This is a genomic window from Bradyrhizobium sp. HKCCYLRH3097, from assembly GCF_051167875.1.
Taxonomy (GTDB): domain Bacteria; phylum Pseudomonadota; class Alphaproteobacteria; order Rhizobiales; family Xanthobacteraceae; genus Bradyrhizobium.
The window spans coordinates 460,066-485,251 of record NZ_JBNPTX010000002.1 but is presented as its reverse complement, the minus strand read 5'-3'; the positions used below and the strand labels follow the sequence as shown (position 1 = coordinate 485,251).

The window sequence follows — 25,186 nt, the reverse complement described above, 5'->3', positions numbered from 1 at the left end:
CCCGAGCCGGATCATCGTGACGTCTCAGTCGTGCCACGAGCCGCGTTATCGTGATTGTGTTTTCGGGCGTTATGTCTTTTGACGTTGTGTTTGGGCTGTCTGAGGCGGGGCAGCGGCGATGATGACCTTACCGGAGCTCGCGGCAGCGGCGTTGGAGCGTTTCCTCAGCTCCTATATGCGACGCCGTTTCGGATCGTCTCATACCCAGTTGACGGAGATGCTTCCGGCAGCTGCGCGCATTGCGCTGGAATGCATCGGCAACAGCGATGCGCTGTATCACAACGTCGAGCACACCTTGCTGGTGACGTTGGCCGGCCACGAGATCCTGCGCGGCCGTGCGCTGCACAGCCACATGACGGCGGACGACTACGTCCACGTCATCCTGGCCTGCCTGCTTCACGACATCGGCTATGTCCGCGGCTTGTTCAGGGAAGACGATGTCAATGGCTTCGTCGTCGATCGCGGCGGCCGCAAGATCTGCCTGCCGCGCGGCTCCTCCGATGCCAGCCTGATGCCGTATCACGTCGACCGCTCGAAGCTGTACGTGATCAACCGCATCGAAGGCATGGCGCCGCTGGACAAGGACCGCATCGCCCGCGCCATCGAGGGCACGCGCTTTCCGCCGCTCGCCGGCCAGCAGTTCGACGAGGAGCAGTCGATCGTGCGCGCCGCCGACCTGATCGGCCAGCTCGGCGACCCCAACTACATCCGCAAGGCCAACGCGCTGTATCACGAGTTCGAGGAGGTCGGCATCAACCGGCAGCTCGGCTATGAGTCACCGGCCGACATCGTCAATCGTTATCCGCAGTTTTATTGGAACAGCGTCGCCCCGCACATCCAGACCGAGATCCGCTATCTCAACATGACATCGACGGGGCGCCAGTGGATCGCCAACCTCTATGCCAACGTGTTCCGCGCCGAACGCGACATCTCGCTGTCGGGCCCGCAGAGTTGACTGGCTGGAGTCAACGCCGGCCGCCGACCTCGTCGATGTGGTCGAGCAGGTCGGCCGGGTCCTCGTAGACGCGGATGGCGCCGGACTGGCGCAATTCCTCCGAGCCATAGCCACCGCTCAACAGGCCGACGCCGAGCGCCCGGCAGCGGGTTGCGGCAAGCATGTCCCAGATGCTGTCGCCGATCACGACCGCGCGCTCGATCGGCGCGTCGAGGCGGGCGGCGGCCGCGAGAAACAGATCGGGATCAGGCTTGGCGTAGCGGACCTCGTCGCGGGTCACGACGGCGCTGGTCTTGGGGTCGACGCCGAGCGCGGCGAGATTGACGGCCGCCGTTTCCATTCTGCCGCTGGTCGCGATCGCCCAGGGGATGCCGGCATCGGTCAGGAAACCCAGCAGCTCGCGGGCGCCGGGCAGGGGCCGGACCTGGCCTCCGAGCTTCTGATAGGCCGCCGCATGCGCTTTCCGCAGCCGCTCGATCCGCTCGGACTCGATGGCAAAACCTGTCTCGCGCAGCAACTGATTGGTGAACAGGCCGCCGCTCATGCCGATCTTGCGGTGGATGCGCCAGACCGAGAGCTCGATGTTCTCGGCATCCAGCGCCGTCTTCCAGGCGAGCACGTGCTGATAGACGCTGTCGACCAGCGTGCCGTCGAGGTCGAACAGGAAGGCGGTTTCGATGCACATGGCTCGCTCCGGGCTGGATGTCTGCTGCGTAGCAGCTCAAGGCCAAGCGGCAGCGGCCATCCGGGTTCCTGCCCGCCGCAGGGCTGTGCCGGTGCCCGCTATGGCGGTGCGCTGGTCGACGACCGGCGCGTCATTCGGCCATTGCCGGCAACGCGCCGCGAGGTCTTTCCGCCAGCCTCGCGGCCGCTCCGGGGTCAGCCCTTGGGACGGATGAAGCCGGCCAGCGTCTTCTTCTGCTCCTCGCACCAGTTCGTCATGCCGAGGCGGCGCTGATCCATGTCGATGGCCTGCGTGGCGACGGCGACCTCCGCCATCAGCTCGTCGTCCTGCTTCTCGCCCATCTTGCCGCCGGTGTGCATATAGGCGATCGCCTTGCGCACTTTCTCGGTCGTGCCGTCAGGCATCTTCATGTCCTGCGCCTTCTGGACCAGATCCTGATAGACGACATCGACACCGGGACATTCGACCTTGGTGGCGAACGCCTCCAGCACCATGGTCGTATACATGTGGCGTGGCTCGGCGCTGCCCGGTGTCAGGGCCGCCAGCAATGCCGCAATGGTCAATGCCGCAAGGGTTGACGTGTAAAGCAGACCGTTTCGCATTCTCTGGCTACCTCCCGCTTGTTTTCGGCGAGGCTAGCCTGTGGGCGAAGCGCGGGCAACAACGAGCGCAGTGCAGCACGCGCGAATTGATCGAAGGGGGCGCCGGCTACTTGTTCAGCCGCCGCTCCTGCTCCTTGAGCAGAACGTCGAGCTCCTCGCTCTGCTGCGCGAGGCGGTCGGCGTTGCGCTCCTCGTCCGCGGCACCCGACTGCGAGGCGGCCTGCTCGGTGATCTGGCGGATGTTGTCGCGCAGGATCGCGATGCGGTCTGCGAGGTCGGAGGCGGACAGGACGGTCGGATCGGTCAGGCTCATGAACCCCTCGGGGATGCGCATTGTCAGGCGCAGTTCCTTAGCTCGGAAAGCCGCGTCGCCACAAGTGGATCGACGACATCGATCACCGCCGCGCCGATCGGCGCGGACCAGCGCGGGCGCCTGTGCGGATCCTTCAGCGCACCGGCATTGGCGGGCGCACCACGGGCTGATCCGGATCGACCGGCGCCGACGGCAGCGGCATCGGGGCGGGCGGCGGAGGGGCCATGCTGGTTGCGGCCGGCGGCGGCATGCGCGGCCGGTGCGGTGCCGCCGCACCAGGCTGTGCCGGGGTCACGGCCGCCGTTGCAGGGCGCGCGGCCGGGCGCGGCCGGATCGTCTGCTCGATGGCGCGCGGATCGAACGACCGTGCTTCCGCGGTCCGCTCGCTCGGCCGCTCGGCGGGCCTGTCGCTGGACTTGGCCTCGGCGACCCGCGCCATGTCGCGGACCATCTGCTCCTGCCCGGCCTTCAGCTGTGCGAGGCTCGTCTTCAGCTCGCCGATCTGCTGGCTCAAGGCAGCGAGGTCGTGGGCCATCGATTGCAGCAACTGCGCCTGCTCCTGCGAGGTCGCGCCAACCGCGCTCGTTGCGTGCTCCTGCACCTCGGCCGGCGCTTCTGCGGCCGCCTGCTGGGGCGCGGTCGCGGCTGGCTGTGCCGCGGCATCCTTGTCGGCGTTCGAAGCCAGCGAGATCCGCGGCATCCAATGCGCGATCATCTCCTGGGCCTGGTCTCCATAGCTCTGCCAGGCGGCTGCGGCGACGGCGCTGCCGACCGCGAACAGCACCGCCAGAATGGTGCGCACGGCCCAGGTGGCGAACGTGCTGCGCTCTCCGGTGACTGCGAAGTCGCTGGTCGCCTGCGTCCTGTAGTCAGGGTCGATCTTCGGCGAGGGCACGTCCGGTGGCCGTTGCGAGCTGCGCCTGTCCGCTTCGGCGGCAGTGCGATCGGCGCGGGCCGCCAGCACGATCTCGGGATCGATCACGGCATGAGGCTGCTGATCGCCGTCCTTGGTCGTCGTTGCAAGCATTGACGCTCCGTCCTCCGTTGTCGTCCGCCTCGCAGGCGGCGCTCGGCTCTGTTCCGATGCGTCGTCCTACCAACGCCTCGTGCACCCACGCTTCGCGTACTCACGCTGCATCGTACTGACGCTTCGTGACACCAACGTCGGATGACGACTGCGCCACGAAACGCTCGGCCTCTCCGGCCGCATCAGCACAGAACCTGGATACCGGTTGTCCCTCGTGCCCACGCATCTGCATGTTCACGGTGATCCATCTTGGCCAGAGCCGCATACTCGGGAACGTCCCATCATCGTTCCGTCGCGCCGACGCTCTGCTGATTCCCATTCTCATCGACACTTGGTCATATCCGCCCCAACCAAGGCGAAGACATGGCGGTTGCGCGACCCATGCGACCTCCACCTCTGGCCGCAGGCGGAGCATACCCCGAATGCACCGCGAAGGCTATGCCGACGGCGTTTCGCCGTGCCGGCGAGATCCTGGCCATTGTTACCGACCGGTGCCGCGAAATGAAGCGTCGATCGGCCCGTCAACGCTTGAGAATGTCGCCCGTGGGCACCCGGATCTCGCAGCAGAGGCCGCTCGGTTCGAAGCGCCGGACAACGCGGGCACCGACCTCGTACGGCAGCATCTGTTCCAGCAGCACGGTTCCAAAACCCTGGCGCTGCGCACCCAGCGGACGGCCGGACATGCCGGTCTCGGTCCAGTCGATGACCAGCCAGTCGGCCGCGTCGCGCTCATCGAGCCGCCATTCGATCCTGATGAAGCCCCGCGGCACTGTCAGCGCACCGTATTTCAGTGCATTGGTCGCGAGCTCGTGCATGGCAAGCCCGATGCTCTCGGCCGCCTTCGGCTTCAGCCGCACCTGGGGGCCCGACAGCGAGAATTGCCTGTCCTCGCGCGCGGCGCCGGCGCGCAGCTCATCGGCGATCAGTTCGGCCAGATCGAAACCGGCGAGGGGATCGCGCGTGACGACCGCCTGGATGCGCGACAGCGCTGTGATGCGGCCTTCGAGGTGACTGGCGAAATCCTCGACACTGTCGCTCGAGTCGCCCGTGCGGCGGATGATCGAGCGGATCACGGCGAGCATGTTGCGGACGCGGTGCTGCAGCTCGGCGAGCAGCAGCTTCTGGTGCTCCGAGGCCGAGACCAGCGCCGTGATGTCTTGGGTGATGCCGCCGATGCGCTGCACCCGTCCCAGCTCGTCGACCATGGGAAAACTACGGATGCGCAGCCAGCGCGTGACGTCGTCCGGCTGGCTGACGATACGGACATCCAGGCTGTCGCGCTGGCCACGCCGGGCGCGCTCGAGGCTCTCGATGGCGCGGGGCCGGTCCTCCGGCAGCATGAGCTCGGTCCACGATGCCAGATGGTCGCCGCGGAGCACAGCGCTGCGCGGGACGCCATAGATCGTCTCGAATGCGGGGCTGAGATATTCCCAGCGGAGGGTCTCGGCATCGCGGATCCACACGACGTCGGAGGATGCTTCGCCGAACTGGCGGAAGCGCGCCTCGCTGTCGCGCAGCGCGGCCTCGGTGCGCTTGCGGTCGTCGATGTTCATCGCGAGCCCGACCAGGGTGCCGTCGCCGAGGTCACGGCCGGCGAACATCATCCAGGCGCGTTCCCCGTCCTTGCGAAAATACTGCTTCTCATAGGGACCGATCCGGCCCGTCTGCCGCAGCAGCTCGATCTGGTCGCTCGATGTGCGCATCCATTCCGGGGGTGTCAGGCTCTTCCAGGTCAGCTCGCCGCTGTCGATGTCCTGGCGCGAATAGCCTGTCATCGCCAAGAAGGCCTCGTTGGCGTCGATCAGGGTGCCGGCTGCATGATCGAAGAACAGCACGCCGACCGAATCGATCTCGAGGAGGCGGCGCAGCCGATGATCGCCGGCATCGCCGCCGTTCGAATGCGGCTGCCGTGCGGACGGCCCTGCCTCCGGCAGCTCGCTGCACCCGAGGCAGACGGCAAGCTCGGGATCGGTCTGTGCGAGGGCAAGCACGTCCGAATCGATCGCAAGCAGGTGTACATCGGCCCAGAAATGGGCTGTGCGCAGATAGGCGAGGAAGGCCGCCAGCAGATCGAACCTGGTGTTGCCGAAGGCATGTCGGATTGCGCGCCGCGAGCGGTCGGAATCAGCACGCTGCATGAACAGCACCGACGCGGCCTCGAACAGGTCCGCCTCACCATCGCTGCCCGGCTCCGGGATGTCGAGCGGGGGCTGGACGAGTTCAAGCCGGTCGAGCGCCGCCGCGGCGCGCGCGGGATCCGCGAGCGGCCGCGCGAGCAGGTGACGCGCCCGATCGATCGTCTCCGGGCGAGACGTCGAGTCACCCGCGGGCTTGCCCAATCCGACCAGAAATCCGAAATGCCGGGTCAGACAATAAGGCGAGCGGTTGAGGCGCGACAGATGGACGGCGAGCCGCTCCTTGAAAAGGGCCGGAAGCGGGGTGTCGAGATAGGCGCATTTGGCGAACTGCCAGAGCTGTCGGGTCGCCTCAGGCGCCGACGGCGCCGACCTGAACAGGTTGGGCATCAGCCCGAGGCGCTGCACGATCTCCTGCTCGAAGGGTCCGTCCACCATGCGCTGTTCGACCATCGCCGTTTCCCCGGCAGAGTGCCGACACGGTCAGCATAGCGCAAGCGCCAGCGCTCCGAACCTCTCACTCATTCGCGTCGAGCTGACGGCCTTCGCGGTCCAAATGCAAGTAATTCGCGTTGAACAGGCCGGCGCTCATCAGGCGCTCGAGGTCCGGAAGTACCAGCATCTTGCCCTTGAGCACGATCAGGTTGCTGGCGCGCAGTTCCTGCAGCGTGCGGTTGACGTGGACCTTCGACAGGCCTGTCGCCTCGGCGAGATCTGCCTGGGTGAGAGGGAAGCTGCAACTGCTGTCGTCGGCCAGGCCCGCCAGCCGCAGCCGGAAGAACAGTTCGCACAACAGGTGAGCCATGCGTTCGGACGCGGTGCGTTGCCCGAGATTCATGGTCCATTCGCGCTGGATTGCGGCGTTGACCAGCGTCTCCCACCAGAACGCCGTCGCAATGCGTGGATAGCCGGCGCTGATCTCGTCGAAGAACTCGCGCGGCAGGTCGGCGATCGACACCGGCGTGATGGTGCCGATCGAATGGTCCATCTCGCGCAGGATGAAGATGTTGAGATCGCAGATATCGCCAGGCAGGAAGAACGAGACGATCTGGCGGCGGCCGTCCTCGAGCTGCTTGTAGCGGCAGGCCCAGCCGTTCAGGATCAGATGCACGTCCTTGGGCTTCTCGCCTTCGCGCGCGATGTCGGTGCGTGGCGCGAAGGTCCTTACCCGTTGAGCCGCCGCGCGGTTGAGCATCAGGCGGTCGGCCGCAGAGAGGCGGACGAAATTCTCGAGCTTGCGGACCAGATGACTCAAAGAGTGGTTCCCCCGAGTTGGTTTATTGGGGTTCCATTCGGTGCGACTTCAATAACTTATGTTAGCATGATACCGCGTTGACCGCTGATCTTTCTGCACCTGCGCGCGGAACCAAAGTGCGGCCCGCAGCCGGGGACTGCTGCGGCATCTTGGCGATGCTCCTGCCCTCAGCGATGCTCGGAGCTGGGCAACATCGCGCGAGTCCGACCAGTCCTTCGCGCCCCTGTCGTGGAACTCTCATGAAATCTGATGCGGCATCACCGTCGAAGCCCGTGAAATTACGGGACCCGATGCGTGATCGCGGCGATCTGGCGCTCGGCGAAACCTGTGTAGTTAAGGCCCCCTTAGTTCCGGCTTCTGGGTTGATCAAAACAAGCAACTGGAAATGCATCAATGCGAGCCGGTCAGCTCTTTGCGGCATCGATGCTCTCGGTCACGGCGCTTGCCTGTGTTCTCGGGGGGCGAGGTGCTGGTATCTCACTATCGCGCCTACGCGAGCAGAACCGAAGCGATCAAGTCCGTCGACAAGGCCGGGCAGCAGGCCGACGCCGCCTTCGCCAAAGCGAAAGCGGCCGTTGAGACGCTCTCCGACAGCCAAGCCATCTTCGACGGACTGAGCGCTGCCAAGGCAAAGCTCACCGACGTGCGCACGATGGTCGACCGCGCCGCAAGGCCGGATCGAGGTCGATCGCGAACGGATCGAGTCGAGCATCGATCAACTCGGCAATCCTCCGTCCGCGCCGCCTGACGACGGGACTGCACGGCACGGCATCCGAACATCATGAGGGCCAGCTCGGACCGGCGCTCATATCGTTCGCTCGCTTGCCCTTGTCGAGGTTCTGCGCCATTTCGAGATGATGCTGCAGGGCCGGCAGGGTTTTGCCGGCCCATTCCTTCAGCGCCGGATTGTCGCCGCCCTTCGCATAACGCTCGAACAGCGACACCGCGTTCTTGTGGGCGCTGACCTGCATGTCGTCGAAATCCGAGCTGAAGTCCTTGCCGCTCGCTGCCTTCAGCTTGTCGAGCTTGCTCTGATGCGCGCTGTCGAGAACGGCGGGCAGCTGGACCTTGACCTTGCCGCTCTCGACCATGCTCTTCAGCCCGGTCGAAGTCTTGGTGTGATCCTTGACGATCTGCGCGGCGAAGCTCTTCTCCTGCGCGTTGCCCTTCTGCTCGCCGAACTGGTTCAATTTGCAGTTCGAACATGTCGCTGATGGCGACCTGCTTGACGAAGTCCTCGGTGATCGGCGCAATGCCGAGCGCCGAATTCACCCCGGTCTTTTCGCCGACGGATTGGGCGAGGGCAGGGCCCGCCAGCACCAGGCAGCCGAGCGTGATGAGTGTGCGTCGCGCGGATCGTTCCTCTCGTTGGTTGCAGACCTAAACCGAGAGATGTGCACGATGTTCGGACGAGCTGGCGCGCGCTGCGCGGCCTGCCCGGTGAGAAGACGCCGCGAGCAGCCGACGTAGCCGCAGAGCGTCGGCGGGTGCCGCGCTCTTCTGGTCGTTGTCGAAAAAGACGTAGACGTCGATGCCGCGCGACGCCCAGGCGCGCATGCGCTTGGCCCAGGCCTCGAGTGTCGCGTCCGGATAGTTGTCCTTGTAGCGGCCGCCCGGACCATGGCCGCGCACATAGACGAAATCGGCCGTGCGCCTCCACGGTGCCGGCGCGTCGTGATGGTCCGACAGGCAGAGCGAGATGTTCGAATCCCTCAGCAGGCGCATGATGGCCGGTGTGTACCAGCTCGGGTGACGGAATTCGAAGCTGTAGCGCCGGTGCGTCGGCAGCAGCGGCAGAAACGACTCGAGCCGTTCTGGATTCGCTTCGAATTGCGGCGGCAGCTGGAACAGCACGGGGCCGGCCTTGTCGCCGAGCAGCGACAGCCGGCTCTCCATCAGCGCGATGCTGTTGACCGAGCGCGCAGACAGGCGCTTCCAATGCGTGATGAACTTGGAGGCCTTCCAGGCGAAAACGAAATCGGGCCCGGTCTGATCGCGCCAGCCGCGGACGGCAGCTTCCGTCGGTGTCCTGTAGAACACGCCATTCAGCTCGGTGGTCTCGAACTGGCTGGCGTAGTAGGGCAGCCGATGTCTGATCAGCAGTCCCGGCGGAAAGAACGCGCCGCGCCAGGACTCGTAGTGCCATCCCGATGTGCCTATCACGACCCGGGCCATCATCGTCCTCTCGCCGAGACAAGACCTCGAAAGCAAAGCGTCGTGATGGCGTTCGGGTTCCTTTCAAAGCCGCAGCAGACGATACGGCGCGTGGTCTAGCGCTCCGCGGCGTGCAGCACCGGCGCGCTCAACAGCTCGTTGATATGCGCCGCCGTCTCCGCCTGCATCGCCTTCTTCAGCATGATGTCGCGTTCGGGGCCTGCGGGAAGACGTGCTGCCGCCTCGCGGGCAGCGGCTGCAGCCTGCTGCAGCCGCTGGCGGAACGACACTGTCTGCTTGCGCCGGTTCCGGGTGACCTTCATGGCGAAACTCCTGTTGATCCTCCGAACATGAGTCTGCTGCCCTGCCGAGGGGCTGTCGCTAACACACGTTAGCGTGCACTTCACTATCCCTGGAGGTCCCGTCGGAACTCACGATGAGTGTTGTGGTGCTGATTAGTTGTTCGAGCGATCGGGGTCATTGCCCGGAACGCTGAGATGCACCTCGTGGCCTTGCTTGATGGCCAGCGTCGCAGCTGATGCAGCGGATTCGAACGCAGCCTCTTTGGTCGCGTAGTCGCCATGGGCGTTGCCGTCATGCAGCACGCTCCAATGATCGCCGACCGCAACGATGGCGTATTGAGCCAGTCCCATATCGTCCTCCATTCTTCGCGTCATTGGGCTGAAGGCCGTCAGCCGCCGGATGCCGTGACGCGCCAGACCGTATTGCCGACATCGTCGGCAATCAGCAGGGCGCCGGTCTTGTCCACGGCGAGACCGACCGGCCGGCCGCGCGCCTCGTTCCGATCATTGAGGAAGCCGGTCACGACGTCCTGGGCTTCGCCGTTCGGCTTGCCGCCATCGAAGGGGACGTAGACCACCTTGTAGCCGTTCAACGGCGTGCGGTTCCAGCTGCCGTGCTCGCCGACGAACGCGCCGCCGCGATAGGCCTGCGGCAGTGCGCTGGCGGTGTAGAACGTCATGCCGAGCGGCGCGACATGCGAGCTGAGCGCGTAGTCCGGGACGATGGCCTTTTCGACCAGGTCCGGCCGCTGCGGCTGCACGCGGGGATCGACATGCTGGCCGTAATAGCTGTATGGCCAGCCATAGAAGCCGCCGTCCTTCACCGAGGTCATGTAGTCGGGCACGAGGTCCGGACCGATCTCGTCACGCTCGTTCACGACCGTCCACAGCGCGCCGCTCTGCGGCTCGAAGCTCAATCCGTTCGGATTGCGCAGGCCGCTCGCGAATACCCGCCAGCGTCCCGTGGTGCGATCCACCTCGAGAATGGCGGCACGGTTCTTCTCGGTCTCGATGCCGTTCTCGGTGATGTTGCTGTTGGAGCCGACGCCCACATAGAGCAACCGGCCGTCGGGGCTCGCCACCAGGCTCTTGGTCCAGTGATGATCGATCGGGCCGCCCGGCAGCGCGGCAAGCGTCGTGCCCGCGTCCTTCATCTGGGTTTCGCCCGGCGTGTAGGGATATCGAACGATGGCGTCGGTGTTGGCGATGTAGAGATCGTTGCCGACCAGAGCGATCCCGAACGGCGAATTGAGATGGTCGATGAACAGGCTCTGCTGCTCGGGAATGCCATCGCCATTGGCGTCGTGCAACAATGTGACGCGGTTGCTCGCTCCGGTGTCGCCGCCCGATGTGGCCCAGGATTCGACGAGAGCCATCACGATGTCCTTCGGCCGTTTCGCCGGCGGCGGGGGCGGCGCTTTCGATTCCACCACCAGCACGTCGCCGTCCGGCAGCGTGTAGAGCGAGCGCGGATGCTGCAGGCCGGTCGCGAGCGCCTCGATCTTCAGGCCCGGCGCGACTTTGGGAGTCTCGCCCTGTTTCCAGCCGACCACCGTGGCGACGTTCATCGGCGGCAACAGGTATTGCGTCAATGCGGGGAGCTTGACGTTGGCGCCGATCTCGGCGTTCGGATCGCCGCCTTCGTTGCACGCGGTGAGAGCAAGCGCGGATATTCCGAGCAGGAGGGCTGTGAGCAGAGGCGCGAGGCGGGAGGAGCCGGACGGCGTCATCGTGCGACTCCCACCCTGTGACGATACACGAGCGACCAACCGAGCCAGCCGGTGACGGGCAGGATCAGCACCGTGACGAGCGACAGGATGAGGCCGGTCGGCACGACCGAGGTCCAGGCATCGCGTGAATGGACCAAGTTGTTGAAGAAGGCCAGCACCAGGGCGATGAGGTTGCCGGCCATGTGCGGCCAGGCCGGTGCCTGCGACCGGATCAGCCGATTGCCAAGGAAGTCGATGAGCCCGGCGATGCCGGCCAGCACGCCCATGATCAGTCCGACCAGCAGCAGCCAGGCGGAGATATCCGCCCACATGATTTCAGCGGTCCGCCAATAGGCGATGTCGGTGACGAACGCTCCGATGAAGCAGACGATAGGGAACGGCACCAGCATCGGATGGATCGGATGCCGTGCGATCTGCGCCGTTGGCTCCGGGGATGGTCGGGTGGTTTCGGCGGTCGCCACGGCCGTCTCCTCGATTGGACCTGTTGCAGCGTGGAGAACCGTCGGCCTCAACAGGTGTTCCGATGACACCGACGGATTTGGCGTGGCGCTCACGCAACGTCACGCGACGGCCGCCGCCGCCCGGGCGCCCGTGCCGGCGTGTCGGTCAGCGGTCCTGTTCAGCGGACCGGTGCCGCGCGCGCTGTCGCCGGCCGCGTCGTTGCGCGGCGCCGTCGGCGCGGGTGCGGGCGGCTGGCTCTGGCTGGGCGCCGTGCCAGTTGTCTGCCGGCTCTTGGTTTGGACCCCGGGGCGACCGTTCGCTCCCGGTGCCGTCGAACCGCGGGGCAGCCGGCCCCTTCTCAGCCCGCCGCCTTGGGTCTACCCGGCCGGCCGATAGCCTGTTAAGCAACTGCGCAGGACGGGGCGGTCCCCGCGGATACGAGATTGAGAGGAAGCGGCAATGATTCAGACGGTCGGCATCATCGGAGCAGGCACCATGGGCAACGGCATCGCGCAGGTGTGCGCCGCCGCGGGCGTTCCGGTCGTCATGGTCGACATCTCGGAGCAGGCCGTGGCGCGCGGGCTGGCGACGGTGGGCTCCAGCCTCGATCGCCTGGTCAAGAAGGAGAAGATGACGACCGCCGACAAGGACAGGGCGTTGTCGCTCATCACCGGCACCGCCGACAAGGCGAAGCTGTCGAACTGCGACTTGGTCATCGAGGCCGCCACGGAGAACGAGGAGTTGAAGCTCAAGATCCTCAAGGACCTCTCTGCCGGTCTGAAACCCGAGGCGCTGATCGCGACCAACACCTCCTCGATCTCGATCACCAAGCTGGCCACCGCCACCGACCGGCCCGACCGCTTTATCGGCATGCACTTCTTCAATCCGGTGCCGATGATGGCGCTGCTCGAACTGATCCGCGGCCTGCAGACCTCGGATGCGACCCATGCGGCCGCCGCCGATTTCGCCAAGCGGATCGGCAAGGTCGCGATCACCGCGAAGAACAGCCCGGGCTTTGCCGTAAACCGCATCCTGTGCCCGATGATCAACGAGGCGATCTTCGCGTATTCGGAAGGCATTGCGACCGCGGCCGACATCGACGAGGGCATGAAGCTCGGCTGCAATCACCCCATCGGTCCGCTGGCGCTGGCCGATCTGATCGGTCTCGACACGATGCTGTCGGTGATGGAGGTGTTCTACAACGGCTTCAACGATCCGAAGTATCGGCCGGCGCCGTTGCTGAAGGAGATGGTGGCCGCAGGCCAGCTCGGCCGCAAGACCGGCAAGGGCTTCTACGACTACAGCAAGTAGCTGCGGCAGATTGCGTCGGCGGCGGGTGACGCCTGCACCCGCCGTGCATCAGGCGATGAAGGATTTCGTTTCGGGGACATTGGTCGGGGACATTGGGAATGCGGCGATGCCGCGAGCGGGTATCTCGGCTGCCATTGGTCAACTGATTGCTGCACGCGATCGACTGATCACACGTTCCAATGTTCGCGTTGCGCAGTATCAACCCGAGTATCGGGCCTCGAGCCGCAGATAGCTACAAAGCTCGCGCTGAAGTGATCCAGATGGACGGCACAGCGCCGGGCGGGCAAGGGGCCATGCCTCGCTGATGCAGCCCACTAAGCCGCGACCCGGCGTGCCGTTCGTGATTTTCCGCTATGCGATGGTCCGAAGCGAGTCCCGTCGCACTCAGCGGATCTGGTACGGAGGTGGAGTCATAGAACCTCCCTGCAATCAGATGGTTTGTTGTCGTTCGGACATCGCGGCGTCGTCAGGAACGGCCACCGAGATTGGACGACGCGGTTATCGTCCTCCCGGCTGCCTGTGCTGTCAAGGCGCATCCTGACGCATTGATGAATTCGGCGTTACGGGGCGTCGATACTGCGAGTGCAGGAAAACTTTGATCACGCGCTGGTCTGATGACAAATCCGTGCAAATCACTACATGAGGGTGGCCGAGCCGTGTCGGTCGAAGAAGGTTCGCGATTGCGCCCGGTCGAGCGCGCGTCGTCCGCAGCGGCGGAGACGATCAGCATGTTTTATGTAGGCGTAGTGCTTGGGGGCGACAAACGGGCTGCACGGCGCATTGATGTGGCGCGTTAGACGGCCCAAAGTCGTCAGCGACGAAGCTGAAGGTTCCGGGAACCAAAGAATTCGTGGTGTTTTGTTTGCCGCGAGAAGCAAGGCAGGAGAACAGCGATGAGAGCAGTTGGCATTACTCTGGCGACGGTCGCCCTGTTTGCGGGGACTTGGCCCGCTCTGGCAGCGGAGCAAGACACGGCGGGCATGGTCACGGGGATCAACCGTCTCAACGGCACGATCGCGATCAAGCGCGTTCCCAACGGGACCGTCGGTGCCAACACGGCCGGAGCGGCCCAGGAGTTCAAGATCAAGGACAATGCCATGATCGAGAACATCCACGCCGGCGATCGCGTGACGTTCTCGACGTCCGACGCCGCCACACCGACGATCGTCAAGCTCGACCGGCAGAAATAGCCGACATAGCCGGATCGAGGGCGCGATGAGGCAGAGGCAGTGCGGTGCTCTCCGCGGTTGGGGCGTATGGCGTCTCGGGCTCTGGGCGATGATGGTCGTCGGGGCCTGCACTATTGCGAATGCGGCTCCGACCGACCTGTACCAGGCGCAGACGGTCGTGACCGGTCAGGGCGAGGACAATCGCCGGGCGGCATTTGCAGCATGTCTGGAAGACGTGCTGATCAAGGTGTCCGGTGCATTTCAGCTCAGGAACGACGCAAGGCTCGCGCCACTCGAGGCGCGGGCAGCGGAGTTCGTCACCGGCTTCGATTATCACGATCAGATGTCGGGCAAGCCGAAGCACGACGAGCAGGGCACGCGCGACCGTCCGTATGACTTGACTGTGTCATTCGATCGCGCGCGGATCGATCAGTTGCTTGCGAGCTTGAACATCAAGCCGTGGCCGGCGCCGCGCCCGTCGATTGCCGTGATCGTGGCGATGACGTCGGGCGGTCGTACTTTCTTCGTTGCATCCGACGACCGGAGGTCCGATCTGCAGCGCGACGCGCTGCGCGCAGCCGCCGTCAAGCGTGGACTCGAGATCGCTCTGCCAAGCGCCTCCGAGGTCTCGAAGGCCGCTATTGAGCGGACCAAGTTGAACGATGTCCAGCCCGCGGCGGTTGCGTCGTGGTTTCCCGGCGCTGATGTCATGCTCTTTGGCGATCTCACCTGGGACGATGCCGAACTGGGCTGGGTCACGCAATGGCGCCTCGATCGCGCTGGCAAGCAAGATCGGTGGCAATTCCGTGGCGTGACGTTCGACGAGGCATTTCGCCGTGCTCTCGGTGGAGCAGCGCAACTCCTCTCCGACAACGGAGCGCCGTGAGGTTGCCGCGATAGTCTGCAACCATCCCCGTGGACCGGATGCCTGAGCCGCGCATGCGGGGCGCGAGAGTCTCGCGCCCGAGCTCGCTCGGGCAAACAGACAGGAGGGCGCCCGTGGTGAAACTCAGACCGTGTCTTGTTGCTGCGCTGTTGATTGTCACGCCCGCCTCGCTGGCGGTGGCCGCGCCGGGCCTGGTGCGCACCGCGGCCACCATGCGCGCAGGACCCGGCCCCGGTTTTCCCGTCGTCGAGCGCATTCCAGTCGGTGCCAGGATCACCATCCATGGCTGCATTCAAGGCGGCGCATGGTGCGATGTCAGCTTCGGAGGCGAACGCGGCTGGGTCGCGGCGCGGACGCTCGCCTATCTGTATCGTGAGCAGTACGTCTACCTGCCCGAATATGTCGAGTACGTGCCGACTGTCGGCTTCACGCTGACCACCTATTGGAGCAGCTTCTATTTCGGACGGCCTTGGTATCATCGGCACGCGTTCTGGAACCGCTACTGGCATCGCCATCCGCCGGTCATGGCGCAAAATCCGCCTCAGCCTGGCATGACCCCGGGGATGCCGGGTCGTGGTCCCGGCGGGATGATCCAGCCTGGCGCCGGAGCGGTCGCGGTCGCCGGCACGGGCCAACGATCCGGACCGCCTTCGGGCATGCAAGGTCGTGTGCCGCCTGCGACTGCCGCCGGCCCCGGCGCACCTCCGGTCGTGGCTGGTGCTCCCGCTCGAGCTGCAACGCCACCCATGGTGCAGCCATTGATGAGCCGAAGCAGCGGTGCGCCGCAGAGCGCCCGCGCGCAGATGGGCGGCATGCGCATGATCGGGACTTCGCCGCAAATCGGTTTGGCGCATATCGGGGGCGGCCCCGCCATGGGCGCTGCGCGTGTCGGCGTCAGCGGCCCTCGCGGCGGCGGCGGGCGTTCCGGCCCGGACGGTGGTTTCCGCCGGCACTGAGTCTTCAGCGCTGCCCTGGTGTCCGGATTGTGAAGGTGGCGGGCCGGCCGGCGCTGGCGACGGCGGGCGCGATGACTACATGGCTGTCATTCCTCGGTGCCTCCATTGTTCTCGCCCATCGTGAAAAAGCCCGTGCTCGCTTTCCTCCTGCTCATCTTCGTGCCCATCTCGCTGTCGGCCGCGAACTATCTGCGCGGCGATCGTCGCGGCAGCTGGCAGACTGCGGACCGTTCGAGCGCGGGCCTGCTGCCATCGCCGGCGCAGCATGCCGACGCGATGGTGCGCGTATTCGCTGCGCGCACGGTGCGTTGGCGTGGCATCTTCGCGGTCCACACCTGGATCGTCGTGAAGGAGAAGGGCGGCCCGCGCTACACCCGCTACGACTACACCGCGTGGGGTGAGCCGATCCGGGTCGATGGCTTCGCGCCCGATGGTCGCTGGTTCGGTGCATTGCCGGAGACAGTGCTGGCCGTCGACGGCGATGAAGCCGAGCGGGTGATCCCGAGGATCCGCAGCGTGATCGAGAACTACCGCTTCCGCGCCTATGGCGACTACAACGCCTGGCCGGGGCCGAATTCGAACACCTTCGTGCAGGCGGCGCTGAACGCGGTTCCTGAGCTGAACGCCGTGCTGCCGCCAACCGCAATCGGCAAGGACTTCTCCTTTGACGGCTGGTGGGGGCGCACGGCCTCCGGGACCGGTCTGTTCGTATCGCTCGGCGGCTATCTCGGTGTCACCGTCGGGTGGATCGAGGGCGTCGAGCTGAACTTCTTCGGGGGAGTTCTCGGCGTCGATCTGCGTCGGCCGGCGCTGAAATTTCCCGGGATCGGCCGCCTCGGCATGCGAGCGGTCTGAGGCCCGCGATCTGCCTGTCAGGCACTGGCTGGCATGCTGCTTGCTGCGACCCTCTTCAGCGCGCCTGTGATGTCGCGGATGCGCCAAGAACGCCGGGCGAGGCGAGAAGAGGCGGATGATGAGCACGCTGTTTGCGATCTGCGCGACCTATGAGGTGGACGATGGCGCGGCGCGGGGCTTCGTTCTCCAGCGCCGCGAGCCCGACGGCAGCGCCAAGCCTTGGCCGATCCTGGTCACGCGCAAGGGCAACAATTTCTATGGCTTCGAGAATGCCTGCCCGCATCAGGGCGCCCGCCTCGACAAGCATCCGGGCGAGTTCATGGACGAGGAAGGCAATTTCCTCGTTTGTGGCGAGCATGGTGCGCAGTTCGACCTCGATACCGGACAATGCTTCATCGGGCCCTGCCAGGGCCGGACGTTGTCCCCGGTCGAGCTCGTGATCGACGACGGTGACATCTGCCTCTCCGGGATCGATCTGGACGAGGAGGATGGCCTCGACATCGACGATCCCGAGGATGACGTGCCCGAGGTGCAGATCACATCGGACTGAGGCCGAGGGCCGGCGGCCGCGGCCGGGTCAGCGCTTCTTCCGTTCGGCGCGGCTGTAGTTGCTGAGGTGCCCCTCGCGTGCTGCCTGGCTGCGCGCCGCCTTGATCAGGCCGGGGCTGCGCGCTGGCGGCGCCGGTAGCGAGGGCAGGCGGGTCAGCTTGCGACTGCCGCAGGTCGGACAGACCGGCCTTTCAGAAATCCCGATCAGCAACTCGATATCCTCTGCGCAGGCTGCGCAATGGAAGCTGTAGAACGGCATGACGTCATCCCTCATTGTCGCTGAGGGGCGTTGCACGAAGCGGGCCAGCGCCATTGCGCATCGAATTCGCCGATTCAGGGCGCGTTTGCACGCTGACGGCAGCGTTTTTTGCTGCGCATGTCCCGAATGCGACGCGACTGGGGTCGAACATTCGACAGCAGTGCAGAGCTCTTCCGCCTGGCCGGCCGGCCCCGGATATCCGGGCGCCAGCCGGACGGACAAAGCGGATCAGGCGTTGGTCTTCGGCACGTACTTGCCGGCGACACACTTGTAACTCTGCAGATGCCACTCGTGATAGGGACCCTTGGACATCCAGTCTGCGATTCCGATCTGCGCGCTGACGGCGCAGGATGTCATCGTGATGCCGGACATCTCGCTGTTGGTGACGACCTTCTCCATGCAGAGCTGGCCGTTGCATAGCATTGCGACGAGAGTGACGAGCACGTTGATTCTGCCTCCAAAGAGTGGGACCCGGTCAGGATCGGGAAAGCAGAGTTCATGCCAAGTTATGAATCCACGCCGTGCTGCTACGGAACGGATTGCTACGGGTGTCACTTCATGACCACAGAAGCGTGACGGATTCACTGCTTGGATCACGCAGCGTTGGGCAACCGGCCTGCGTTTGCTGCTCGATCAATTGGCGATTTGCCCGTGTTGTGCTGTTCGGCCTGAGTGCCGGGCCTGAGCCGGACCTGTTGCGTCAAATAACAGGCAGCGCCTGCGCAGTCCTGCGGCGCCCGCGGACATTGTTTTCGGTCTTCGGGCGGAATATCGCCGTTCATTGGGTGAATCAGAGTTCGATTCGCAAGGGTGTCTGCAGACGAACCGCCGATTCCCCGCATGATATTTGGCCGGATGCCAGACTTTCCGGTGGCGCTGATACCGACGCCCCGATGCCCGGTGCTGCGAGCCTCCGGTCCGTCAGGCCTCGTTCAATCCGGCACCTCGATCGGTCAGGATCTTCTGCCCCTTCGCCGTCAGCTCGTAGATGTCGCCGTCCTTGGCGACATAACCTTCGCGGATCAGTCCATCGAGTTCGTCCTGCCGGTCGGGCGAGAAGGCGATCGCCTGGCCGATATCCGAAAGCGTCGCGATCTGGTCGTCCGTCAGCATGGCCATCCTCCCGTTGTTGATCCGAACGCCATGGCGTCGCGAATGTTCCGGGAGCACTAGGCTCTACGCCTTGCGCACGAACTCCGACTTCAGGTTCATCTGGCCGATGCCGTCGATCTTGCAGGCGATGTTGTGGCCGTCGCTCGCCTCCTGCAGGCGGATGTTGCGCACCTTGGTGCCGCCCTTCACCACCGACGACGATCCCTTCACTTTCAGGTCCTTGATGACGATGACGCTGTCACCGTCGGCCAGAACGTTGCCGTTGGCGTCGCGGATGCTGGCGTCGTCGCCGGCCGATGCCGCAACGGCGGCGTCGCCGCTCCATTCATGGCCGCATTCGGGACAGACCCATAGCGCGCCGTCCTGATAGGCGTGCTCGGAGCGGCATTGCGGGCAGGTCATTGCGTCGGTCATCTCATCCTCGGGCGCGGGCAGAAGCGTAGCGCAGCGTTAGAGGCTCGGATGGAACCGGGCAAGGAAAATCCCGGGGGAGGGCAGCGCGCGGCGCAGATGGGCTGCGCGCCGCCATCGTCGGTCGGCAGCGTCACGCCGCCTTGCGCTCGGGGGTTTTGCTGGCCGGCCCGGTCTCGGCCGCTTCCATCGCCCGGAGATAGGTGTCGAGCAGCGTCTCGTGCTCGTCGCGCTCGTCCTGGTCCTGCTTCCTGAGCTTGATGATCTCCTTCAGGATCTTGACGTCGAAGCCTTCGCCCTTGGCCTCGGCGAACACTTCCTTCTTCTGCTCGTTCAGCTCCGCCAATTCGCCATCGAGGTGCTCGATCCGCTCGATGAAGGACCGGATGCGCGCGCCGGGAATGCCGATCTCTGACATGGTGACTCCTGTACTAATGGGACGGAGAAAATGCGCGGCAGTTCGTTGCCAATGTCTTAACGGGCGCGCTTTGCCCACATCAGTGAATCCGACGTGCTTAACGCGGAACCGGGCGGGCTGCGATGTTGCCGAGCGGGCGCCATGCGCTAGCTCTGCTCCGCCGTCGAGAGCTTCTGAAACTGCTTCTTCATCGCATTGACGCGGCTGAGATAACCGGCGACCGAATGGTCGCCGCAGCGCTCGCCATCCGCCGGCTTGAAGCCACGGCGCGCGAACCCGGCCGCCGGCCCGGCGCCGCACAGATGAATGACGGCCGCGAGATCCTGCCGCTGCTGCGCACTCGGCTTGGCAGCAGGCTGCCGCGCGAGCACGGCAGCGACCTGGCGGTCGAGCGAGATCACCGTGAGCGCCACCGCATGCGCCGGCCATGCGCGGACGTACAGGCTCGGCGACCCACAGCCGTCGCTGACCACCTCGCGATCCCGGATGCAGAACCGTGCGGCGTCGGCAAAGGCGCCGTCGGTCATCTGGAACAAGCCGACGGCGCTGGACGCCGGCTGATACAGCGCGAACGGATTCCATGCGAAGCGCCAGCGCCAATAGGTGCGCGCCACCGGATTGCCCGAGCTCTCGGTCTGCGCCAGGGCGGCGAGCAGCTCCGGCGTGATCGATCGTGTCGAGCTCTCACGGAACAGCGCGCCATATTGGCGCCAAGTCTCTTCCGGCTCCTTGTCGAGCGAATGACCCGTCACCACGAACAGCTCGGTCGGCTTGCGCAGGACGTGATAGGCCAGATTGACCAGCGCGAAGGTCACGAGCAGCACCAAGGCGCCGCAGGCGATCTTGATCCATCGCGGCGCCGCGCCCACCGTCCGGCCCAGCCACTGCGCACCGCGCCCTGCGATTCGCTTCGCATCGCGCCGCAGCGCGCGCCAGCGGCTGCCGCGTTGCGGCTTGCGCATTTTTTGTTGGCGTGGGGCAGGGATTTCGGCAACTGATTACCTCGGCCGCCGGTGTGCCGGTCCATGGTTAAGGAAGAATTTGCGCAATCGCGTCATCCTGCCACTTTCTGGTGTGGGGCGGGGCGTGATGAAGAAATCGGTCAGTACTCTGCTGATGGTGCTGTTGTCGGTGCTGGCGGCGGGCATCCTGGTGTCCACGGCGATCCTGATGAGCGGCGCCGCGGGCCGCTATCGCGAGAGCGTCGCGACCGAGCAATTGACCGCGGCCGACAAGGCGATCTTCCAGAACGTCCTGGTCATGCGCGCCCACCGCGGCGACATCCAGAGCGTGCTGCTGAGCGAGGACGATCCGCGCGCCAAGCTCACCGAATATCAGGGCATCGAGGCCAAGGGCTATGACGGCATCGTCGCCGCGCTCGCCGGCGTCGACATGCCCGAGCGCGACGACCTCATGGCCGGGTTGAAATCGAGCTGGGACGCCACGGTTCCGCAGTTCAAGCTGCTGTTCGATGAAGCCGCGAAGCCGCGCTCCGAACGCGTGCTGGCGCGTACGCAGGCCTGGTACCAGGCAATGACCAAGACGCTGGACGTCGCCAACGCTGCCTCGCTCGCCGTCTCGAACCGCGCCTGGATGACCGATCCGGCGATCGCCAAGATGGTGCAGGCGCGGCGGCTGGCCTGGCAGGTCCGCGACCGCTATGGCCTGCAATGCTCGGCGCTGCGTCCCAACATCAACGCCTCCAAGCCGCTCGACGACACCCAGAAGGGCGCGATCGCGCAATGGCGCGGCACCGTCGCGGCCGGCTGGTCCGGGCTCGACGACCTCCTGGCGGGGGGCGGCAGCACCGGGCTCGCCGGGGCCGTGAAGACCTCGCGCGCCGAGGTCGATGCCGCGCATCAGCGCATGGACCAGCTCGCCAAGGGGTTTGACGGCAGCGGCAAGCCGGCGATGCCGGCGCCGGAATGGAACGCGTTCTGCCAGGGCCCGTTCGCCGGCATCATCGCCATCGGCATGACCGCGCTCGACGGCTCGATCGCGCGCGCCGAGGAGATCAAGACCGCGGCGCTGAGCAGCCTGATCGTCCAGTCGCTCGCCTTCATCACCGCGCTCGTGGTGGCCGGCCTGGCGCTGCGCGCGGTGCGCGTCCGCCTGATGCGCCCGGTCGGCGTCCTGATGCAGGCGATCCAGCGCATCGGCCAGCGCGACTACCAGACGCCGGTGCCGCAGTTCGCTCATGCCGACGAGTTCGGCGCCATGGCTGCCGCCCTCGAGGGCCTGCGCGAGAGCGCCGCCACCGCCGAGCAGCTGTCGCGCGAGCGCGAGCTCGACCAGGGCCGCCGGCTGGAGCGCTCGCAGGCGATCGACAGCGCCTGCAAGAGCTTCGACGACACCGTGCAGGCGGTCATCGTCAGCATGGGCAACTCGACCGGCCAGCTCGATTCCAGCGCCGGCGAGGTCCGCAAGCTGGTCGATGAGTCCACCGAGCAGACGGCCGCGGTCGCCAGCGCCGCGGAGACCGCGACCACCAATCTCGAGACCATCGCCGCCGCCACCGAGGAGCTGACCGCGTCGGTCTCCGAGATCGCGGCCCAGGTGCAGGCCTCGGCGGCCGATGCGCGCCAGGCGGTGGAGAAGGCGGCGCAGACCAACGCCACCGTCGAGATGCTCGACCGCGCCGCCAACCGCATCGGCGAGGTGGTCAAGATGATCACCGCGATCGCCGCGCAGACCAACCTGCTGGCGCTCAACGCGACCATCGAGGCGGCGCGCGCCGGCGAAGCCGGCCGCGGCTTCGCCGTGGTCGCCGGCGAGGTCAAGAACCTCGCGGCGCAGACGGCGACCGCCACCGACGACATCACCCGCCAGATCGCCGAGATCCAGGCCGCCACCGGCGAGTCGGTCGAGGCGATCCGCGCCATCAGCCACAACATCTCCAGCATCGACGAGAAGATGACGGCGATCGCCGCGGCGGTCGAAGAGCAGCGCGCCGCCACCACCGAGATCTCGCGCAACTTCCAGCATGCCGCCCAGGGCACCCGCGCCGTGACCGACACGATCGGCTCGGTCGCAGCGCTCAACCGCCAGACCGGCAATGCGGGCGCGGCGATGGTCGACTCCGTCCGCCGCATGTCGACGGATGCCGATCGTTTCCGCGTGGCGGTGGAGGGCTTCCTCGGCACCGTGCGCAAGGCGTAGCATCGCCAAGCGGGCGCGATCCCGCGACGCAGATGGCGCCCGAGCCTTGCCGGTCGTTGGCCCTCTGAAGGGAGAGGGCGCGGGGAATGCCGGGCGCTGGCCGCACCCATGGCCCGCCTGCAGAAGATAAGCAGGCGGCAGTCACCACAGGTTCAGCCGAGGCATCCCGGCATTCCCCGCGCGATGGTTTTCACGCTTATGTCGCGATCTCCCCGGTGTCCGGCTTGTTAGCCACCGTCGCGCGGCGCGATCATCATCACCACCGCACTTGGCGCCAGCTTCGGGGCGCCAGGACCACGCGTCTTCACGTCCGCAAGCGTGCCGTTCGTCGGCGGGCCTCAAGCCCGCTGCGGCACACTCACAGCCACCGCATCTCCGGCCCACGTCTCGTGACGATCGCGATACGCCCCTCTCGGCGGGCCGGGATGGGCGTAGACAATCATGATTTTTGAAAAAGCGAAAGTGATTTATTTTTCACCGAAGGACTGGACAGGCCAGATCAGCTTGAGGCCGCTGATGAAAATGGCCTGTCGGCGCAGGCGGATTTTCGCGTCATTGTCAGCCGACGGGTCCGCGCCGAGGCCCAGCCCGTGGCAGGATCCGCGGCACTCCAGAATTCTCGTGCCGCCCTGGATTGCTTCGTCGCCTTCGGCTCCTCGCAATGACGAGAGTCCGTAGGGCGGGGTTTGGCGCAGCCGTAACCGCTGCCTGCGGAGGAATGGCGGATCACGCTGCGCTGATCCGCCCGACGCCTAGGTACGCGGACGGAACAGTTCGGGCACCCCGCCGGTTGAGGCAGTTTCAGACCCATCATCAGCCACGAAGGAGACGCGTCATGCAGGACATCAGGGAACACATGGAAGTCATCGGCGCCGACGGCGCGCATGTCGGCACCGTCGACCGCGTCGACGGCAACCGCATCAAGCTGACCAGGAAGGACAGCGGCGAGGGCAGCCACAAGGGGCATCATCACTTCATCGACAAGGGTCTCGTCGCCGAGGTCGAAGGCGACAAGGTGCGGCTGTCGGCCATCGGCGCCGTCGCGGTGACGATGGAGGAGGAGACCTAGCCTGCGGAGCGCGTCGGCTGCGCCGCGAGTTGCGTGTCATTCGTTGTTCGAGCCGGGATAGGTCAATCTGTCGCCGGCTCGCACCGCACCCTCAGATAACGTCGCCGCACGAACCTCGTCGTGGCCCATGAGATGATACACGGCGCGGCCGGCATCGATCAGGTAGTCGGCGACGATGCGACGATGACAGCGCCACCACACCGCCTCCGCGCACATGATGGCCGTGCGTTGCGCGGCCGACACGGTCAGCAGGCGATCGAAGCCGCGCCGGAAGTCATCGGACAGGGCGTAGTCAGCGTAATGATGGAAGCTCTTGTTGGTCCAGAAGCCGTTCGTGTCCGGTGAAATGCCGCTCGTCTTGCGCAGGCCGCCGAGCTCGGCAATGCGCAGATGGCCGATCTGATGGCGCGCGAGCTCGGCCGGCAGCACCTCCGAATTGTACTGCGGGTTGGTCCGCGAGCGCGGGATGCGCCTGATATCGACGACGAGCTGAACCTCGCCGGCCCGCAACAGCGTGACGAACTCGGCGATCGTCCGCGTGGAGTGCCCGATGGTGAAGACGGGAAGCGCGTCGCGCGCCCGTGTCATTGCGGTCTTGGCGGGTGAGTGCTCGGTCATCCCTGCGAACCGCGAGCCTCATCGCCGCTCACCCTGGTCAAGGCGCTCTCCTTGTGAGCGGCGATGTGCTCGCTCTTGTCGCTCTTGATCTCGTATTGCGGAGAGTCCTTGCTGGCGCGGTGACGATAGCCCTTGTAGTCGAAGTCGCGCACATGCACCGCGACGATGCGTCCGGTCACGCGGCCGGCCTCCGAGTTCCAGGAGACGTGGTCGCCCTTCGCAAACTTGGTCATCTGTCTGCTCTGTAAACAGCCGCGATCCGCACTTCAGCCAGGAACGGCTCAGGCAAAGGCATGTTCCATCCATCGCTGGTCGATCCGCTCCGGCGAGCCGCGATTGCCTGGTCCCGCGGGATATCTGATCCAGATCAATCCGCAGCCGCCCGCGACCTTCAGAGTGCTCCTGTCGAGGTCGCGGCCGGATGGTCGATGTGACATGCAAAGGGAGAGCCGTTCCATGCGTACTTTTGCCTTCATGATCGTCTTGCTGGCGTCAGTCAGCCTCAATCCCTTGTTCGCTCAGGGGCAAGGAAAACCTTCCCCCAATCCCGCGGAGACCAAAGCGAGTTCAGGCGTGCCGGCAAGAGAGAAGGGGCAGTCGACCAGCGAACGTCAGAAGCAGCACACGCTGCATCGGATGGGACCCGGCATCGATTGGGACCACCGTAAGGCAGGTCGCGACTGGAAGATCTCTCCTCAGCGCGAGAAGAACGACGCTCATGGCAAACGAGACGGAGCGAGCTGAACGGCTCGTTCCCTGCGACATGACGCTAGCGCTTGGTGCTCGCCTGCGATCGCTATGCTGGCGTGGTGGC

The 25,186-nt window shown here is 65.6% G+C and carries 30 protein-coding genes and 1 pseudogene; 11 read left to right on the top strand and 20 right to left on the bottom strand.

Going from position 1 to position 25,186, the window contains the following annotated elements; genetic code table 11:
- Window positions 1-118: 118 nt before the first annotated feature.
- On the top strand, window positions 119-955 hold the full coding sequence (locus tag ACQR0U_RS07870; RefSeq protein WP_315712295.1) for an HD domain-containing protein: 837 nt from the start codon (window positions 119-121) through the stop codon (window positions 953-955).
- A gap of 10 nt (window positions 956-965) precedes the next feature.
- Here ACQR0U_RS07870 and ACQR0U_RS07865 read toward each other — a convergent pair whose 3' ends face one another.
- The 6 genes from ACQR0U_RS07865 to ACQR0U_RS07840 form a co-directional block, all read right to left on the bottom strand.
- Window positions 966-1,640 carry an HAD family hydrolase gene (locus ACQR0U_RS07865; protein ID WP_434872112.1) on the bottom strand — a complete coding sequence of 225 codons (675 nt, stop codon included), beginning with the start codon at window positions 1,638-1,640 and terminating at the stop codon, window positions 966-968.
- 194 nt (window positions 1,641-1,834) lie between these two features.
- On the bottom strand, window positions 1,835-2,242 hold the full coding sequence (locus ACQR0U_RS07860; RefSeq protein ID WP_315826828.1) for a hypothetical protein: 408 nt from the start codon (window positions 2,240-2,242) through the stop codon (window positions 1,835-1,837).
- Window positions 2,243-2,348: 106 nt separating this feature from the next.
- The gene (locus ACQR0U_RS07855) at window positions 2,349-2,555 is read right to left on the bottom strand and encodes a hypothetical protein (RefSeq protein ID WP_315712292.1); all 207 of its coding nucleotides are present in this window, start codon (window positions 2,553-2,555) and stop codon (window positions 2,349-2,351) included.
- A 133-nt stretch (window positions 2,556-2,688) separates the two neighbouring features.
- Window positions 2,689-3,582: a hypothetical protein gene (locus ACQR0U_RS07850; protein WP_315751739.1), complete on the bottom strand. Its 894-nt coding sequence runs from the start codon at window positions 3,580-3,582 to the stop codon at window positions 2,689-2,691.
- A gap of 521 nt (window positions 3,583-4,103) precedes the next feature.
- On the bottom strand, window positions 4,104-6,170 hold the full coding sequence (locus tag ACQR0U_RS07845; protein ID WP_315712289.1) for a sensor histidine kinase: 2,067 nt from the start codon (window positions 6,168-6,170) through the stop codon (window positions 4,104-4,106).
- A 64-nt stretch (window positions 6,171-6,234) separates the two neighbouring features.
- The gene (locus ACQR0U_RS07840) at window positions 6,235-6,972 is read right to left on the bottom strand and encodes a Crp/Fnr family transcriptional regulator (RefSeq protein WP_315712288.1); all 738 of its coding nucleotides are present in this window, start codon (window positions 6,970-6,972) and stop codon (window positions 6,235-6,237) included.
- Window positions 6,973-7,414: 442 nt separating this feature from the next.
- Between ACQR0U_RS07840 and ACQR0U_RS07835 the strand changes: the two genes are divergently transcribed.
- Window positions 7,415-7,720, top strand: a complete 306-nt coding sequence (locus ACQR0U_RS07835; RefSeq protein ID WP_434862950.1) for a hypothetical protein — start codon at window positions 7,415-7,417, stop codon at window positions 7,718-7,720.
- A gap of 31 nt (window positions 7,721-7,751) precedes the next feature.
- On the opposite strand, the pseudogene ACQR0U_RS07830 reads toward ACQR0U_RS07835, so the two are convergent.
- From ACQR0U_RS07830 to ACQR0U_RS07805, 6 genes and pseudogenes are all read right to left on the bottom strand, one after another.
- Window positions 7,752-8,310: pseudogene (locus tag ACQR0U_RS07830) on the bottom strand (DUF4142 domain-containing protein).
- A 42-nt stretch (window positions 8,311-8,352) separates the two neighbouring features.
- The gene (locus ACQR0U_RS07825) at window positions 8,353-9,147 is read right to left on the bottom strand and encodes a DUF72 domain-containing protein (RefSeq protein WP_434862992.1); all 795 of its coding nucleotides are present in this window, start codon (window positions 9,145-9,147) and stop codon (window positions 8,353-8,355) included.
- 95 nt (window positions 9,148-9,242) lie between these two features.
- Window positions 9,243-9,449 (bottom strand): hypothetical protein, encoded by a 207-nt coding sequence (locus tag ACQR0U_RS07820; protein ID WP_315712284.1) that lies wholly within the window; start codon window positions 9,447-9,449, stop codon window positions 9,243-9,245.
- A 132-nt stretch (window positions 9,450-9,581) separates the two neighbouring features.
- Complete coding sequence (locus ACQR0U_RS07815) at window positions 9,582-9,779, bottom strand: hypothetical protein (RefSeq protein ID WP_315712282.1); 198 nt, start codon at window positions 9,777-9,779, stop codon at window positions 9,582-9,584.
- A gap of 38 nt (window positions 9,780-9,817) precedes the next feature.
- Window positions 9,818-11,158 carry a PQQ-dependent sugar dehydrogenase gene (locus ACQR0U_RS07810; protein ID WP_434872111.1) on the bottom strand — a complete coding sequence of 447 codons (1,341 nt, stop codon included), beginning with the start codon at window positions 11,156-11,158 and terminating at the stop codon, window positions 9,818-9,820.
- Window positions 11,155-11,619 (bottom strand): DUF2231 domain-containing protein, encoded by a 465-nt coding sequence (locus tag ACQR0U_RS07805; protein ID WP_315751734.1) that lies wholly within the window; start codon window positions 11,617-11,619, stop codon window positions 11,155-11,157. Before ACQR0U_RS07805 ends, ACQR0U_RS07810 begins: the two co-directional genes overlap by 4 nt.
- A gap of 439 nt (window positions 11,620-12,058) precedes the next feature.
- On the opposite strand from ACQR0U_RS07805, the gene ACQR0U_RS07800 reads away from it, so the two are divergent.
- The 6 genes from ACQR0U_RS07800 to ACQR0U_RS07775 all read left to right on the top strand — a co-directional run bounded on the left by ACQR0U_RS07800 (window position 12,059) and on the right by ACQR0U_RS07775 (window position 17,326).
- The gene (locus ACQR0U_RS07800; RefSeq protein WP_315751733.1) at window positions 12,059-12,910 is read left to right on the top strand and encodes a 3-hydroxybutyryl-CoA dehydrogenase; all 852 of its coding nucleotides are present in this window, start codon (window positions 12,059-12,061) and stop codon (window positions 12,908-12,910) included.
- Between the two features lie 893 nt (window positions 12,911-13,803).
- Entirely contained in the window at window positions 13,804-14,100 is a 297-nt protein-coding gene (locus tag ACQR0U_RS07795) for a copper-binding protein (protein WP_315712278.1), read from the top strand.
- A gap of 88 nt (window positions 14,101-14,188) precedes the next feature.
- Window positions 14,189-14,965 carry a DUF2066 domain-containing protein gene (locus ACQR0U_RS07790; RefSeq protein ID WP_315712277.1) on the top strand — a complete coding sequence of 259 codons (777 nt, stop codon included), beginning with the start codon at window positions 14,189-14,191 and terminating at the stop codon, window positions 14,963-14,965.
- Window positions 14,966-15,078: 113 nt separating this feature from the next.
- A complete protein-coding gene (locus tag ACQR0U_RS07785; RefSeq protein WP_316194145.1) occupies window positions 15,079-15,921 on the top strand; it encodes an SH3 domain-containing protein in 843 nt (280 codons plus the stop codon).
- Window positions 15,922-16,053: 132 nt separating this feature from the next.
- On the top strand, window positions 16,054-16,776 hold the full coding sequence (locus ACQR0U_RS07780; protein WP_434842977.1) for a DUF3750 domain-containing protein: 723 nt from the start codon (window positions 16,054-16,056) through the stop codon (window positions 16,774-16,776).
- 115 nt (window positions 16,777-16,891) lie between these two features.
- Complete coding sequence (locus tag ACQR0U_RS07775) at window positions 16,892-17,326, top strand: Rieske (2Fe-2S) protein (protein ID WP_315712272.1); 435 nt, start codon at window positions 16,892-16,894, stop codon at window positions 17,324-17,326.
- A gap of 27 nt (window positions 17,327-17,353) precedes the next feature.
- Here ACQR0U_RS07775 and ACQR0U_RS07770 read toward each other — a convergent pair whose 3' ends face one another.
- From ACQR0U_RS07770 to ACQR0U_RS07745, 6 genes are all read right to left on the bottom strand, one after another.
- Window positions 17,354-17,584, bottom strand: a complete 231-nt coding sequence (locus tag ACQR0U_RS07770) for an FmdB family zinc ribbon protein (RefSeq protein WP_316170438.1) — start codon at window positions 17,582-17,584, stop codon at window positions 17,354-17,356.
- Window positions 17,585-17,812: 228 nt separating this feature from the next.
- Entirely contained in the window at window positions 17,813-18,028 is a 216-nt protein-coding gene (locus ACQR0U_RS07765; protein WP_316170439.1) for a hypothetical protein, read from the bottom strand.
- 477 nt (window positions 18,029-18,505) lie between these two features.
- Window positions 18,506-18,697, bottom strand: a complete 192-nt coding sequence (locus ACQR0U_RS07760) for a hypothetical protein (protein WP_315712266.1) — start codon at window positions 18,695-18,697, stop codon at window positions 18,506-18,508.
- Between the two features lie 63 nt (window positions 18,698-18,760).
- Window positions 18,761-19,111: a zinc ribbon domain-containing protein YjdM gene (locus ACQR0U_RS07755; protein WP_315751729.1), complete on the bottom strand. Its 351-nt coding sequence runs from the start codon at window positions 19,109-19,111 to the stop codon at window positions 18,761-18,763.
- Window positions 19,112-19,241: 130 nt separating this feature from the next.
- Entirely contained in the window at window positions 19,242-19,526 is a 285-nt protein-coding gene (locus ACQR0U_RS07750) for a DUF2312 domain-containing protein (protein WP_315712263.1), read from the bottom strand.
- Between the two features lie 146 nt (window positions 19,527-19,672).
- Window positions 19,673-20,488: a transglycosylase SLT domain-containing protein gene (locus ACQR0U_RS07745; protein ID WP_410052597.1), complete on the bottom strand. Its 816-nt coding sequence runs from the start codon at window positions 20,486-20,488 to the stop codon at window positions 19,673-19,675.
- A 127-nt stretch (window positions 20,489-20,615) separates the two neighbouring features.
- Between ACQR0U_RS07745 and ACQR0U_RS07740 the strand changes: the two genes are divergently transcribed.
- Window positions 20,616-22,685, top strand: coding sequence for a methyl-accepting chemotaxis protein (locus ACQR0U_RS07740; RefSeq protein WP_434842978.1), 2,070 nt, complete (start codon window positions 20,616-20,618; stop codon window positions 22,683-22,685).
- An 835-nt stretch (window positions 22,686-23,520) separates the two neighbouring features.
- Window positions 23,521-23,754, top strand: a complete 234-nt coding sequence (locus ACQR0U_RS07735) for a DUF2171 domain-containing protein (RefSeq protein WP_434842979.1) — start codon at window positions 23,521-23,523, stop codon at window positions 23,752-23,754.
- A gap of 36 nt (window positions 23,755-23,790) precedes the next feature.
- Here ACQR0U_RS07735 and ACQR0U_RS07730 read toward each other — a convergent pair whose 3' ends face one another.
- Together ACQR0U_RS07730 and ACQR0U_RS07725 are read right to left on the bottom strand one after the other, a co-directional pair.
- On the bottom strand, window positions 23,791-24,372 hold the full coding sequence (locus ACQR0U_RS07730) for a DUF488 domain-containing protein (protein ID WP_316203562.1): 582 nt from the start codon (window positions 24,370-24,372) through the stop codon (window positions 23,791-23,793).
- On the bottom strand, window positions 24,369-24,605 hold the full coding sequence (locus tag ACQR0U_RS07725) for a DUF2945 domain-containing protein (protein ID WP_315751725.1): 237 nt from the start codon (window positions 24,603-24,605) through the stop codon (window positions 24,369-24,371). Before ACQR0U_RS07725 ends, ACQR0U_RS07730 begins: the two co-directional genes overlap by 4 nt.
- Before the next feature lie 223 nt (window positions 24,606-24,828).
- Here ACQR0U_RS07725 and ACQR0U_RS07720 point away from each other — a divergent pair, with 223 nt between their 5' ends.
- Window positions 24,829-25,116 (top strand): hypothetical protein, encoded by a 288-nt coding sequence (locus ACQR0U_RS07720; protein ID WP_315826837.1) that lies wholly within the window; start codon window positions 24,829-24,831, stop codon window positions 25,114-25,116.
- The last annotated feature ends 70 nt before the right edge of the window (window positions 25,117-25,186 follow it).

Bases quoted from the DNA above. Each gene is read 5' to 3' on its own strand.
- ACQR0U_RS07720 (WP_315826837.1), top strand. From the start codon at position 24,829: ATGCGTACTTTTGCCTTCATGATCGTCTTGCTGGCGTCAGTCAGCCTC.
- ACQR0U_RS07845 (WP_315712289.1), bottom strand. From the start codon at position 6,170: ATGGTCGAACAGCGCATGGTGGACGGACCCTTCGAGCAGGAGATCGTG.
- ACQR0U_RS07760 (WP_315712266.1), bottom strand. From the start codon at position 18,697: ATGCTGACGGACGACCAGATCGCGACGCTTTCGGATATCGGCCAGGCG.
- ACQR0U_RS07810 (WP_434872111.1), bottom strand. From the start codon at position 11,158: ATGACGCCGTCCGGCTCCTCCCGCCTCGCGCCTCTGCTCACAGCCCTC.
- ACQR0U_RS07735 (WP_434842979.1), top strand. From the start codon at position 23,521: ATGCAGGACATCAGGGAACACATGGAAGTCATCGGCGCCGACGGCGCG.
- ACQR0U_RS07855 (WP_315712292.1), bottom strand. From the start codon at position 2,555: ATGAGCCTGACCGATCCGACCGTCCTGTCCGCCTCCGACCTCGCAGAC.
- ACQR0U_RS07870 (WP_315712295.1), top strand. From the start codon at position 119: ATGATGACCTTACCGGAGCTCGCGGCAGCGGCGTTGGAGCGTTTCCTC.
- ACQR0U_RS07790 (WP_315712277.1), top strand. From the start codon at position 14,189: ATGATGGTCGTCGGGGCCTGCACTATTGCGAATGCGGCTCCGACCGAC.
- ACQR0U_RS07795 (WP_315712278.1), top strand. From the start codon at position 13,804: ATGAGAGCAGTTGGCATTACTCTGGCGACGGTCGCCCTGTTTGCGGGG.
- ACQR0U_RS07865 (WP_434872112.1), bottom strand. From the start codon at position 1,640: ATGTGCATCGAAACCGCCTTCCTGTTCGACCTCGACGGCACGCTGGTC.
- ACQR0U_RS07745 (WP_410052597.1), bottom strand. From the start codon at position 20,488: ATGCGCAAGCCGCAACGCGGCAGCCGCTGGCGCGCGCTGCGGCGCGAT.
- ACQR0U_RS07775 (WP_315712272.1), top strand. From the start codon at position 16,892: ATGATGAGCACGCTGTTTGCGATCTGCGCGACCTATGAGGTGGACGAT.
- ACQR0U_RS07815 (WP_315712282.1), bottom strand. From the start codon at position 9,779: ATGGGACTGGCTCAATACGCCATCGTTGCGGTCGGCGATCATTGGAGC.
- ACQR0U_RS07750 (WP_315712263.1), bottom strand. From the start codon at position 19,526: ATGTCAGAGATCGGCATTCCCGGCGCGCGCATCCGGTCCTTCATCGAG.
- ACQR0U_RS07770 (WP_316170438.1), bottom strand. From the start codon at position 17,584: ATGCCGTTCTACAGCTTCCATTGCGCAGCCTGCGCAGAGGATATCGAG.
- ACQR0U_RS07850 (WP_315751739.1), bottom strand. From the start codon at position 3,582: ATGCTTGCAACGACGACCAAGGACGGCGATCAGCAGCCTCATGCCGTG.
- ACQR0U_RS07820 (WP_315712284.1), bottom strand. From the start codon at position 9,449: ATGAAGGTCACCCGGAACCGGCGCAAGCAGACAGTGTCGTTCCGCCAG.
- ACQR0U_RS07725 (WP_315751725.1), bottom strand. From the start codon at position 24,605: ATGACCAAGTTTGCGAAGGGCGACCACGTCTCCTGGAACTCGGAGGCC.
- ACQR0U_RS07860 (WP_315826828.1), bottom strand. From the start codon at position 2,242: ATGCGAAACGGTCTGCTTTACACGTCAACCCTTGCGGCATTGACCATT.
- ACQR0U_RS07740 (WP_434842978.1), top strand. From the start codon at position 20,616: ATGAAGAAATCGGTCAGTACTCTGCTGATGGTGCTGTTGTCGGTGCTG.
- ACQR0U_RS07800 (WP_315751733.1), top strand. From the start codon at position 12,059: ATGATTCAGACGGTCGGCATCATCGGAGCAGGCACCATGGGCAACGGC.
- ACQR0U_RS07730 (WP_316203562.1), bottom strand. From the start codon at position 24,372: ATGACCGAGCACTCACCCGCCAAGACCGCAATGACACGGGCGCGCGAC.
- ACQR0U_RS07755 (WP_315751729.1), bottom strand. From the start codon at position 19,111: ATGACCGACGCAATGACCTGCCCGCAATGCCGCTCCGAGCACGCCTAT.
- ACQR0U_RS07825 (WP_434862992.1), bottom strand. From the start codon at position 9,147: ATGGCCCGGGTCGTGATAGGCACATCGGGATGGCACTACGAGTCCTGG.